Source organism: Enterococcus sp. DIV1096b, assembly GCF_050498765.1.
Taxonomy (GTDB): domain Bacteria; phylum Bacillota; class Bacilli; order Lactobacillales; family Enterococcaceae; genus Enterococcus_D; species Enterococcus_D entomosocium.
The window spans coordinates 2,605,539-2,617,708 of record NZ_JBMHEK010000001.1 but is presented as its reverse complement, the minus strand read 5'-3'; the positions used below and the strand labels follow the sequence as shown (position 1 = coordinate 2,617,708).

Sequence of the window (12,170 nt, the reverse complement as noted above, 5' to 3'; positions counted from 1 at the left end):
ACTGTAATCAATGCAGTAAAAGTAAGTGTTTTCATTTTTTTGAGAAACAGCTACCATTAGAAATGTAGACGAGGTGAAAGTTTCATGATCAGTGAACGGGAAAAAGCAATTATTCGATATCTCTTAGAGAATGGACCAACAACGGTTGCTAAAATTGGGTTGCATATGTCGCTTTCGCAAAAGACAGTTTCGCAATCGCTAAAGAGAATGGATGAATTTTTGCAGGAAACAGCAATAAGGCTTGTTCGCAAACCTAGAGTAGGTGTATTTCTTGATGGTGATTCAGCTGAAATTCTAAAGTATCTTGATGGGCACGAGGAATCAAACTTACCGACGAGCAAAAAAGATCGTATTCAGTTTCTTTGCTTTGAAATACTGAAACAAAAAACGTATTTTACGCGTCAACAACTGCAAGATGCACTCTACATCAGTAAATCAACTTTAGAAAATGACATGGGGCAGGTAAGCGAGATCTTTCGTCATTTTAACGTTACGATTGAAGTTTTACCGGGGAAGGGTTCCTTTTTGAATTTGTCAGAACAAGAAAAACGTCGTTTAGCATTTGATTTGATCTACTATTTCTGGGGTGGAAATTGGAAAATAACACAAGAGCAGCAACGCTATTTGCATTCGATTCAAGGAATTCCTCAGTTTGTTAATGATTTTATTGACCTGACAAAGATTTCTTTAGTTGATACGCTCTTACAAGAGTATTTGAAAAAAGAACAAATTACGCTTAATGATGCTGCCTATCACTCACTATTGCTTCATCTTATCATCATGATTGATCGGGTCAAAGAGAAGAATTATCTGACTTTCGAAGAAAGAAGACATCCTTTGATGGAGAATAGAGCTTTTTATCGTTTTATTGCTTCAATAGAAGAAACGTTTTCTCTGTCGTTGCCAGTTTCGGAAGTTCATTATATTTCGCTTCATATCTATGGGGATTCGTTGATGAAGAAGAATGACTCCGATGATTTGCTTGATGAAACGATACGCAAATTGATTCATGAAACGATCTCCCTACGCAATGAAAGTCTCTTGTTAGGATTGGTATCACATATCAAAGAAGCTATTTATCGCATTCAAAAAGGATTAGTCATTCATAACCCTTTTCTAAATGATGTGAAGAAGAATTTCCCTTTGTCTTTTGAGGAAGCGCTTCGATTAGCTCATGCCTTAAATTGGCAGTTTTCGATTTCGATCCCCGAAGATGAGGTTGCCTTTCTGGCCGTACACATCCAAGTGATGAAAGAACAACGAGAAGAAAAACAACCGAAAAAAGTGAGTGTCTTATTAGTTTGTAGCAGTGGGAAAGGCACTTCACAGCTATTAGCTGCTCGTATTCGGAGGAATTATGAGCAAATCGATATTTCCAGGATTCTTTCAATTCAAGAGTTGATTCAGACCAATATTTATGAGGACTTGATTTTATCGACAGTGGATTTAAAAATCGATTCGATTCCAACAATCCATGTTTCTCCTGTACTGAATAAAGATGAGCAGCGAAAAATAGAAGCCTTTTTAAGAAAAGTCGAAGAAAAACAAAATGGTTCTTTCAGTCAGTTTGCGAAATTGATTCATGAGGACTTGATTTTTTTAGATCATCATTTTGAAGATTATCAAGAGGTGATTACATTTATTGGGGAGCAGTTGATTACTCGTGGGTATGTAAAAGAGGAAATGATTGACTCTTCGCTAAAAAGGGAACAGCTTTCCTTTACTTCTTTTGGACGATTCGCAACACCTCATGGTACACCAGAATACGTGAAAAAATCAGCGATTGTATTTTTACGTCTTAATAATGAGATCCACTGGGGAGAAACAAAGGTGAAATATGTCTTTTTCATCTGTATCAAAGATGAAACTGTACAAGAACTTGAGGAAATCTATGACACGATGCTTAATGTGATGGAATCAGATGAACGAACCTTCCTCCTTAAAGGGACGAAAGAGGAATTAAAAAAGTATTTACAAGGGGGAACATAAAATGAATATAGAAACACTACTACCTTTTGAACATATTGTTCTTGGTCTAGAGGCAACCACTAAAGAAGAAGTGGTCCGTCAGTTAGCAAAAATATTGGTAACTGAAGGAATTGTTCAATCCGAAAATGAGTATGTTCAATCAGTTATGGAAAGAGAAGATCACTCGACCACAGGAATAGGCAATAATATAGCAATCCCCCATGGAAAAAGTCGTGCAGTTTCTGAACCCGCAATCGTTTTTGCTCGGTTAAAGGCACCATTAGAATGGCAATCCTTAGATGATGAACCAGTAACGGTTGTGATTATGCTTGCTATTCCTGAAGAACATCAAGGAGACACCCATTTACGGATCTTATCAGAAATTGCCATGAAATTGATGGATGAAGACATCACAGAAGCGCTGAAAAGCGAAACAGATAAAGAGATTATCGCGAAACTATTAAGCGAATAAAACGGAGAAAAGGAGAAAGAAGAATGAAGAGAAAAATTATTGCAGTAACGGCGTGTGCCACAGGAGTTGCCCATACCTTTATGGCGGCACAGGCGCTAAAAAAAGCAGCAGCGAAACGTGGGGATTTAATCAAGGTTGAGACACAAGGAGCAACAGGTATCGAAAATGAATTGAACGAGCGGGATTGTCAAATTGGGGAAGTTGTGATTTTTGCCGTTGATACGAAAGTGAGAAATGAGGAGCGTTTCAATGGCAAGGAGATCCTTAAAGTCCCGGTAGCAGCCCCTATAAAAAATGCAGAAAAAGTAATTGAAGATGCATTAAAGCTGATTGATCAATAAAGAGGAGGAAAATCAGATGAAAAATTTGGCAAGTGAAATGAAAAATCATGTTTTAACAGGAATATCTTATATGATTCCTCTGGTGATTGCCGGAGCAGTTATCATGGCGATTTCTCGAGTAGGCGGATCAATATTTGGGATCGTCGATATTTGGGATGCCTCTCATGGAGAAAGTGCGAATACGATCATCCGATTACTCCATAGTTTAGATGGATTCGGTGGCATCGCTTTAGGATTGATGTTTCCCGTAATATCGGCATTTATTGCTTATTCGATTTCCGATAAGCTAGGGATAGCCCCTGGTCTTGTTGGAGGTATGTTAGTAAAAGACATTAACGCAGGCTTCTTAGGCGCAATTGTTTCAGGGCTGATCGCTGGGTACATCTGCTTGTGGATCAAAAACCATATAAAGCTGCCAAAATCGATGGCATCGGTAGTTCCAGTGTTCTTAGTTCCTGTTTTAGGTACTTTAGTCACTGTCCTACTTGTGAATTATGTGATCGGTACACCATTTGCAGCTATCAATGTGGGCTTAGAGTCATGGTTGAACGGATTGAGTGGCGGAAATGCGGTCGTGATGGCGGCAGTTGTAGGGGCAATGGTTGGATTTGATCTTGGAGGGCCAGTAAATAAGGCAGCTGTGACAACCGCGATGGCTTTATTGACAAGTAACGTTTATGCACCAAACACTGCAGCACAAGTGGCGATTATCATTCCGCCAATTGGTTTAGGATTAGCGACTGTTTTTGCAAAGAATAAATACAATAACGAACTAAAAGAAGCAGGAAAATCGTCGATCATTATGGGACTAGTAGGTATTTCAGAAGGAGCGATCCCATTTGCGGTGGAAAATCCACTAAAAGTGATCCCAGTGAATATGATTGGTTCAGCGATTGGTTCTGCAATGGCTGTAGGTCTAGGAGCTGTCAATACAGCGCCAATCTCTGGTTTTTATGGTTGGTTCACCGTAGAAAAATGGCCACTGTATGTTTTATCGATTGCTACTGGCTCATTATTTATTGCGAGTTGTACAAGCTTGCTACGTTCAAAAGATGCGGGGAAAGAAACAGATGCCACGATGGAAGAGTTTGACGAAGCGGCTTGGGAAGAGCAGTGGGAAGCATAGCTATGACAAATGTACACATAGTAAACCACACCCATTGGGATCGTGAATGGTATTTTACTTCGATGGACTGTGTCGTTTTGAGTGACCAATTATTTAGTGATGTACTAAAAGAACTAAAGAGGCAACCGACTGCATCTTTCGTGCTAGATGGACAAATGTCTATTCTGGACGATTACTTAGAACTCTATCCTGAGCGCTTGACTGAGGTCAAAGAGTTGATCGCCAATGGTCAATTGTTCATCGGGCCTTGGTACACCCAAACAGATGCCTTTTTCGCTTCTGGTGAGTCCATCATTCGAAATGCCATGATTGGTATATTTGATAGCAAAAAATATGGCAGCTATATGCCGATCGGTTATTTGCCAGATACATTTGGTTTTAATGCTCAAATGCCAACCATATTGAACGAAGTTGGACTTGATAACATTATCTTTTGGCGAGGCATCGATTTAGGGGAACAGGTCAAATCCCCTTACTTTAAATGGACGAGTTTAAGTGGGCGAGGTTCACTGTATGCGGTAAATTTTCCTCAAGGATATGGTGCACAGCAGCAATTGGAGCCAACGAGCAGTTATGTAGATGGCAGACTCGATAGAGGTGTTGATTTTATTAAGAGCTACGCGAATGAACCTGAAATCTTGATTCCAACTGGAAATGATCAGTTAGGCATTGTTTCTGCCATAGAAGAAAAACTAACGAAAATCAATCAGCTTGGAAAATACAAGTATCAATTGAGCACCTATCCAGCATTTATGGAGATCGTCCGTCAAAAAGAACTGGAAGTTTATCAAGGAGAGTTTCGTGCACCGGTTTTTGCACGGGTTCACAAAACGATTGGTTCTGTACGAATGGATCTGAAACGTGAGATTTTTCGATTAGAAAACAAATTAGTTTTAGAAATTGAACCAATGTTAGTTATTGCGAAAGATTTAGGGATCGAATTAAGCAATCGCTTGCTAATGAAAGCTTGGAAAAAGTTATTTGAATGTCAAGCCCATGATAGTTTGGCAGGCTGTGTATCAGATAGTGTTGCACAAGATATCAGTCATCGGTTAAAAGAAATCAGTGAGATTTGTGAGAGCATTGAAAATTTGATTTTAAAAAGAATCAGTGAAGGACTCGCTTTACAAGCCAACCAATTTCTGATTCTTCATCCAACACCAGTGCCATTTCAAGGAGAGAAATTAGTTAAGATCGTATCCAGAACCAACAATATCAAGGTTATTGGAGCTGATTCATCTGTACTTGAAGCAGTGTATATCCCAAGCAGGAAAAATATTATGGAAGAAACTCCGGCTGGCAACCGTTTTATTGAAGAAGAGGGGTATTATCTGTTAACCGTTCAAGTGACCTGTGCCTTTTCAGGCCTTGGTTATCAAGTCCTTACATTTGAAGAGCAAGAGACAACTCCCGAATCGTCTTTAGATCAAAACACATGGATTAGAAATGGAAAATACATGCTTTCCTTTGAAGACGGCCACCTGATTTATTCAGATGGAAAACAACAGATCTTGGATTTCTTGTCGATCATCGATGATAGTAATGCCGGTGATACGTATGACTATTCGCCTATTTTGAATGATCAACCGATCACGCTTCGTTTTGCCAGCTGCAAAGGGAAGCAAGAAACATTGGCTTTGGAAGGAAGTTTACAGCTACCGTATACGATCGAAGAACGGATGAAAGGAATCGCCACCAAAACATTCGCTTATACATTGACCCTCCAACTGACAAAAAATGGTGAGGTAAACGCAAAGCTACGTTTTAAAAATACGCTTTTAAATCATCGGATTCGAGTGAAAGCTCGATTAAACAAGCCGATAGAAAGAGCGGTTGCGGCCATTCAATTTGGCTATCTTGAAAAAAGAAATCAAACACTGGAAAATTGGCAAGAAAAATATGCAGAAAAACCTGTCAATATTGAACCATTTGAAAAACAAGTGGTTGTTTATGATCAAGAGAACGCCCTCGTTTTTTATAGCGAGCAGAGCAAAGAGTATGAATATATCGATGACTCCTTATATGTAACGGTACTAGCTACAACCGACTCCCTTGGAAAACCGGATTTGTTGTATCGACCAGGTCGCGCTTCTGGCGATACAACCAAAAAGGGACATATTATGATGGAAACGCCTCTTGCTCAAATGGAAAACTATGAGATGGTCTTCGATTTTTCCCTGCGAGTTGCATCAACAGCTATTTCTGAAGATTTGTTGGCTACTTGGAAAACTGTTAAAGAACAGCCATCGATTTCTTATCAATTGCAAGATTTGAATTACTTTATTTATCGCATAGATAATAAAATTCAAAAGCGCATTGATCCATTATCTCTGACCGACATGTCTCTTTCTTTGTTGTCCTGCAGCTTAGAACCAGGTGTGGGAGTCAGTGCGCTTCATAATGCGTATTACTCTGAGGGAATCGTTATCCGTTTCGTCAATTCAACGAACAAAGAACGATCTCTTGAGCCAAAAAAATTATTTAATGGGTACGTATATCAACGAATCAATGCATTAGAAGAACCGCTTGAAGCGGATCATATCATCCATGCTTATGGGGTAGCAACCTATTTATTAACTAAAAACTAGGAATAAAGAACACAAAATTTGTCGAGAAGGAATTGCTTTTGTAACGTTTTCCTCTACAAGATTTTGTGTTCTCGCTTTTTTACAATATTTAGAAGGAGTTTTTATGTCCGTACAACTTTTATTGCTTGCCTCACTGCCTGCACTAGGATGGGGCTTAATGCCAATCGTCGCTAAATTGATGGGAGGAAAATCAGAGGAACAACTGCTAGGAACAACAATCGCAGCCTTGATTTTCGGTAGTGTATTTGGTTTCTTGAATCAAGTGAGTTATGCCATGGTGCCATTTTTCATCAGTTTATTATCTGGGGTTTTTTGGGCTTGCGGACAATACTTCCAATTTCTCGCTTTGGAGAAAGCGGAGGTTTCTAAAGTAATGCCCGTCTCCGTCGGGACCCAATTATTATTTGTTACATTAGCATCTGGCTTCTTTCTCAAAGAATGGACAGATTTAACGACTGTAATTTTCTCAATCATGGCATTAGGAGTCATTCTAACAGGTGTTTTCCTTGTAACTAAGACAACTCATCAGCAAACAGGCTTAACACAGCAAGTACTTCTTTATCTATGTTGTTCTTCAGCTTTTTTGATGCTATATGTGACAGTCACTGGTCTGTTTCAGATAAGTGGCGCACAGATTTTCTTGCCTCAGGCAGTAGGGATGTTTCTCGGGGGAAGCGTAATTTCCTTGAAAAGTAAGCAACAGTTGCATTTCCGCAAAATAATCCGCAATTTAGGTACTGGTAGCACATGGGTTATCGCGAATACTTCGTTATTCGCTGTATCGTCTTCTTTAGGTGTAGGCGTAACCTATTCGTTTTCTCAAATGAGCTTACTTGTTGCTACTTATGGAAGTATTATCCTCTTAAAGGAACAAAAAGTTGGCAGAGAAAAGCAATTTGTAGCTCTTGGTAGCTTGCTCTATATTGTTGGTATATTAGGGATGAGTTGGTTGAAATAACTTTGCACCTGAGCAATTTTAGTTAGTGATCAATAAAGTAGCAGATAACAGTTTAACCAATAAATGAAAAGAAACATGAAATCAGTGAATGATTTCATGTTTCTTTTTTACCGTCCATTCTCCGTTTGTCGATAATCACTAGGTGAAATGCCGACTTTTTTCTTGAATAAACGGCTGAAATAGGCGGTGTTTTCGATGCCGATCGCCAATGAGATCTCTTTGATGGAAAGACGAGAATAGCGCAAAAGGTCTTTCGAGTAAGAGATGCGTTTGCTGATCTGGTACTCGATGGGGGGCAAGCCCATGTATTTGGAAAACTCCTTGACGATTTGATACTTATTGATATGGTACCTTTCCTCCAAAGATTCCAATGTGATCCCTTGACGGAAATCCTCTTCTAGCTGGTCACGTATCTGCAAAATATAAGGCGGGATCTCACTATCCGAAAAATCGAGATGATATTTTTGCAGGAGCAGTTCATTGAGTAGCTGATGGATCAAAACAGAGCTTTGGAAGGCAGTTTTCGCATTTGGTTCTGGCTGTAACATCAATAAATCTTGTAAGACCAAATGGATCGGATTTTGGCGGCTGCTGGCAGGATTTGTGTGAAAAACTGGACTGCCATTTTTGAGAAATTCATCATAAAACGCTGCGACGTTGGCGCCATATAGATGGATCCAGTCCATTTCCCAGGGCTCTTGACTAACGGTGCGGTAGTACTGATAGTCTAGGCAGTCGATAAAAAACACATCACCTGCTTTTAATTGATAGCTTTTTCCTTTGTAGCGCAATTCACCGCAACCGGACAATGTATATTTGATCAAATAAGAAGGCAGGTTCTCTCGTTCTGTAAAGTAAGGTTTGCTGGCTTTGAAATAGCCGATTTCTTGAATGTAATAGAAAAGTTCACGCTGCTTTTGGGTTGAAGTATTGATGTAACGCAGTGAATCGGTTGACCATGAGTGGTTGGCTTTTTCCCAGTAATCCATCGGATCCTCCTTTTTACCAAGATTGTGCAAGTCTTTATCAAAATTGTGTGATGAAACTCGTTGATTGTCAAGCTAAAATTGAGGAAACAAGAATGAATCAGTAAATTGTAATCGATTTATTTTTAAACAAGATAATGAAAGGTGGAGACCAGTGAACACATTTATCGCAATCGATATCGGCGCATCAAGCGGTCGTCTGATGTTGAGCCGTTGGGAAAATGAGCAGATCACTTTAGAAGAGATCCATCGCTTTAAAAACGGCTTTCGTCCCCATGAAGGCTTTGACCGCTGGGCGATCGATTATTTGATCCAAGAGATTTTAGTAGGACTGCAAAAAGTGAAACAAGCCGGTATCAATGACTGCTTCGTCGGAATCGACACCTGGGCAGTGGACTACTGTTTGATCGATCAAGCAGGCGAACGTTTAGGCGACCCAGTCGCTTATCGAGATAGTCGCACCAATGATGCGATCGCGGCTTTTGGCCAGCGCTATTCTTTGCAAAAACTGTATGAGAAAACAGGCATTCAGCTGCAGCCCTTCAACACGATTTTTCAATTAGCCACAGAAGAAGCGCAACTGTTGCAAAAAGCCGACAAACTGCTGTTGATTCCAGATTATTTGGGCTACGTTTTTACCGGCAAGATGGTCACGGAAAAAACCAATGCCTCGACGATGCAGCTTCTAAATGCCAATACCCAAACATGGGATGTAGAATTATTAGCTGAGATTGGGGTAACAGAAGGACTGTTCCCACCATTGGTTGATGCTGGGACGGTTTTAGGCGCACTGCAAACTCAGAAGTTTCCAGCCTATGATTTGCCACAAGCGACCTTTGTCACTGTCGCTAGTCATGATACGGCGTCGGCGATCATCGGTACACCCGGAGAAGGGTCAGAGTGGGGCTACATCAGCAGCGGGACATGGTCATTGCTGGGGATCGAAACCAAAGTACCCAATGTTTCCCTTGCCGCCTTCGATGAAAATTATACGAACGAATGGGGTGCCCACAACACGATTCGCTTTTTAAAAAATATCATGGGCATGTGGCTGATCCAAGAAGTGGCTCGGCAGCAAGATTATCAGTATTCCTATGCAGAATTGGCGGAATTGGCGCAAGCAACGCCTGCTTTTCAACAGTTTGTCGATGTCAATGATCCTCGTTTTTTGAATCCAGAAAATATGATTACTGAACTGCAAGCGTATTGTCGAGAAACCCAGCAGAAAGTTCCAGAAACCGCAGGTGAACTGGCTCGCTGTGTGTATGATAACTTAGCGCTTTGTTATGCCAGCGAATTGCAAAAGCTGGAACAGCTGACAGGTACGACGAACAAGCTGCAAAAACTGCATATCGTGGGGGGCGGTTCCAACAATCGCTTTTTAAATCAACTGACGGCTGATGCTGCGCAGCTGACGATCGAAGCTGGCCCAAGTGAAGCAACGGCGATCGGCAATCTTTTAATGCAGATGATGAGTGCTGGCATCTTCACGTCGCTGGTTGAAGCACGCCGCGCGGTCAAACACTCATTTCCTTGCAGTGTTCATGAACCACAGCCTTTTGATCACAAGATTTTAAGCAACTATCAACGTTTTATAGAAGGAGAATGAAAAAATGACAACGATTCAACAGCGTTATGAAGAAGCTAAGACAGCATATGCCAAATTAGGCGTCGACACGGATGCGGTTTTGAAAAAATTAGCCGATGTGAAAATCTCGATGCATGTTTGGCAAGGGGACGATGTGCAAGGATTTTTGAGTGATGAAGCGTTATCTGGTGGGATCTCTGTAACAGGGAATTATCCTGGTGCTGCGCATACCCCTGAGGAGTTGCGCCAAGATTTAGAAAAAGCCTACTCTTTGATTCCTGGAAAACACAAATTGAACCTTCACGCCATCTATTTAGACACCGAGGAAGCAGTGGATCTAAATGAATTGGAGCCGAAGCATTTTGAAAAATGGGTTGCTTGGGCGAAGGAACAAGGCTTAGGTTTAGACTTCAATCCAACCTTTTTCTCTCATCCCATGTTCAAAGATGGCTTTACCCTTGCTTCACCAGATGAAGAAGTTCGTCAGTTTTGGATCGAACACGGCAAACGTTCGCGTCAAATCGCTGCCTATATGGGGAAAGAAACTGGGCAAGTCTGTGTCAATAATTTCTGGGTGCCAGATGGCTACAAAGACAACCCGATCGATCGTTTTACACCACGGGAACGCTTGATGACAGCATTAGATGAGATTTTTGCTGAAGAATTGCCAGCGGAATACACAGTGGATGCCGTGGAAAGCAAGCTGTTTGGTCTTGGTGCCGAAGCCTACACCGTCGGCTCTCATGAATTTTATATGGGCTATGGCTTGACGCGCGATAAATTGATTTGTTTGGATGCTGGACATTTCCATCCAACCGAAGTGATCTCCAATAAATTGTCTTCATTGGCACTATTCAGCAAAGGCATTTTGCTGCATGTCAGCCGTCCTGTACGCTGGGATAGTGATCATGTCGTGATCATGGACGATGAATTGCAAGAGATTGGCCGCGAATTGGTTCGCAATGACTTATTGCCAAAAACCAACATTGGGTTAGATTTCTTTGATGCAACGATCAATCGGGTCGCTGCGTGGGTGATCGGGACGCGCAATACTCAAAAAGCGTTGCTAAAAGCGATGCTAGAACCGATCGAAGAACTAAAAGCAATCGAATTGTCAGGTGATTTCACCACTCGTTTAGCCATGACGGAAGAATTAAAAGACTATCCGTATGCAGATGTTTGGAATTACTTCTGTGAAAGCCAAGGGGTACCAGCAGGTCTGGATTGGCTATCAGAAGTGAAAGCCTATGAAGAAACCGTCTTAAAAGCCAGAAAGTAGGAGAACGATGAAAAAAATTGATATTTTACAAGCGAATTTTGTACAAGAAATGATGGAAACGACAGCAAATCTTTACCGTTTAGGGTGGGATGAGCGCAACGGTGGCAATATTTCTTACTTATTAACAGAAGAAGAGATCTTGCCTTTCATCGATCCGCAAAGCGTCTTGCGGGAAATTCCCATGATTTTTGATGCTACGGCACTAGCCGGCAAGTACTTTATTGTGACAGGTTCAGGAAAATACTTTAAAAATGTAGCCGCACATCCAGCGGAAAACCTTGGTGTGATTCGGGTCAAAGAAGATGGGCAAACATTGGAATTGCTTTGGGGCTTGGAAAATGGTGCGGTGCCAACGAGTGAATTGCCAAGTCATTTCATGAGTCATATCGCTCGCTTGTCGGTCGATCCAGAAAACCGAATCATCATGCATAACCACGCATCGCATCTTTTGGCCATGAGTTTTACCCATGAGTTGGATGAACGCAGTTTCACGAGGACCCTGTGGCAGATGTGTACGGAGTGCTTGGTGGTCTTCCCAGAAGGTGTTTCCATCATTCCTTGGATGGTTCCAGGAACGAACGAGATCGGCGAAGCAACAGCTGCTAAAATGAAAGAAACCCGTTTGGTACTTTGGCCGCAACATGGCATCTACGGTGCTGGCAAAGATATGGATGAAGTCTTTGGCTTGATTGAAACGGCAGAGAAAGCTGCGGAAGTGTACACCTATGTTAAAGCGCAAGGCCCAATCTTACAAACCATTACAGATGAAAATCTGAAAAAATTGGCTGACGCTTTCAAAGTCACTCCCCGAGCAGGCTATCTTGAGGTATAAGTAATGGTAGAAGAATAGAAAAGGCTCTCAGT

The 12,170-nt window shown here is 41.3% G+C and carries 10 protein-coding genes; 9 read left to right on the top strand and 1 reads right to left on the bottom strand.

Annotated features, from left to right (window positions below):
* Positions 1–84: 84 nt before the first annotated feature.
* The 6 genes from IGJ17_RS12320 (at position 85) to IGJ17_RS12295 (ending at position 7,453) form a co-directional block, all read left to right on the top strand.
* On the top strand, positions 85–1,989 hold the full coding sequence (locus IGJ17_RS12320; RefSeq protein ID WP_086297727.1) for a BglG family transcription antiterminator: 1,905 nt from the start codon (positions 85–87) through the stop codon (positions 1,987–1,989).
* Position 1,990: 1 nt separating this feature from the next.
* Entirely contained in the window at positions 1,991–2,440 is a 450-nt protein-coding gene (locus IGJ17_RS12315) for a PTS sugar transporter subunit IIA (protein ID WP_086297724.1), read from the top strand.
* A 23-nt stretch (positions 2,441–2,463) separates the two neighbouring features.
* The gene (locus tag IGJ17_RS12310) at positions 2,464–2,781 is read left to right on the top strand and encodes a PTS fructose transporter subunit IIB (RefSeq protein ID WP_008380922.1); all 318 of its coding nucleotides are present in this window, start codon (positions 2,464–2,466) and stop codon (positions 2,779–2,781) included.
* Positions 2,771–3,907: a PTS fructose transporter subunit IIC gene (locus IGJ17_RS12305; RefSeq protein ID WP_429961460.1), complete on the top strand. Its 1,137-nt coding sequence runs from the start codon at positions 2,771–2,773 to the stop codon at positions 3,905–3,907. The genes IGJ17_RS12310 and IGJ17_RS12305 overlap by 11 nt, the downstream gene beginning before the upstream one ends.
* Before the next feature lie 2 nt (positions 3,908–3,909).
* Positions 3,910–6,495, top strand: a complete 2,586-nt coding sequence (locus tag IGJ17_RS12300) for an alpha-mannosidase (protein ID WP_429961459.1) — start codon at positions 3,910–3,912, stop codon at positions 6,493–6,495.
* 103 nt (positions 6,496–6,598) lie between these two features.
* On the top strand, positions 6,599–7,453 hold the full coding sequence (locus IGJ17_RS12295) for a GRP family sugar transporter (protein WP_429961458.1): 855 nt from the start codon (positions 6,599–6,601) through the stop codon (positions 7,451–7,453).
* 107 nt (positions 7,454–7,560) lie between these two features.
* Here IGJ17_RS12295 and IGJ17_RS12290 read toward each other — a convergent pair whose 3' ends face one another.
* Entirely contained in the window at positions 7,561–8,442 is an 882-nt protein-coding gene (locus IGJ17_RS12290) for an AraC family transcriptional regulator (protein ID WP_034872044.1), read from the bottom strand.
* Between the two features lie 151 nt (positions 8,443–8,593).
* Between IGJ17_RS12290 and rhaB the strand changes: the two genes are divergently transcribed.
* The 3 genes from rhaB to rhaD are packed head-to-tail and all read left to right on the top strand — an operon-like array spanning position 8,594 to position 12,138.
* Positions 8,594–10,048, top strand: coding sequence for a rhamnulokinase (rhaB, locus tag IGJ17_RS12285; RefSeq protein ID WP_429961457.1), 1,455 nt, complete (start codon positions 8,594–8,596; stop codon positions 10,046–10,048).
* A 4-nt stretch (positions 10,049–10,052) separates the two neighbouring features.
* On the top strand, positions 10,053–11,306 hold the full coding sequence (rhaA, locus tag IGJ17_RS12280; protein WP_016612607.1) for an L-rhamnose isomerase: 1,254 nt from the start codon (positions 10,053–10,055) through the stop codon (positions 11,304–11,306).
* 7 nt (positions 11,307–11,313) lie between these two features.
* Positions 11,314–12,138, top strand: a complete 825-nt coding sequence (gene rhaD / locus IGJ17_RS12275) for a rhamnulose-1-phosphate aldolase (protein WP_005234418.1) — start codon at positions 11,314–11,316, stop codon at positions 12,136–12,138.
* The last annotated feature ends 32 nt before the right edge of the window (positions 12,139–12,170 follow it).

Coding starts and splice junctions, on each gene's coding strand:
- IGJ17_RS12295 (WP_429961458.1), top strand. CDS start 6,599: ATGTCCGTACAACTTTTATTGCTTGCCTCACTGCCTGCACTAGGATGG.
- IGJ17_RS12310 (WP_008380922.1), top strand. CDS start 2,464: ATGAAGAGAAAAATTATTGCAGTAACGGCGTGTGCCACAGGAGTTGCC.
- rhaA (WP_016612607.1), top strand. CDS start 10,053: ATGACAACGATTCAACAGCGTTATGAAGAAGCTAAGACAGCATATGCC.
- IGJ17_RS12315 (WP_086297724.1), top strand. CDS start 1,991: ATGAATATAGAAACACTACTACCTTTTGAACATATTGTTCTTGGTCTA.
- IGJ17_RS12320 (WP_086297727.1), top strand. CDS start 85: ATGATCAGTGAACGGGAAAAAGCAATTATTCGATATCTCTTAGAGAAT.
- rhaD (WP_005234418.1), top strand. CDS start 11,314: ATGAAAAAAATTGATATTTTACAAGCGAATTTTGTACAAGAAATGATG.
- IGJ17_RS12290 (WP_034872044.1), bottom strand. CDS start 8,442: ATGGATTACTGGGAAAAAGCCAACCACTCATGGTCAACCGATTCACTG.
- IGJ17_RS12300 (WP_429961459.1), top strand. CDS start 3,910: ATGACAAATGTACACATAGTAAACCACACCCATTGGGATCGTGAATGG.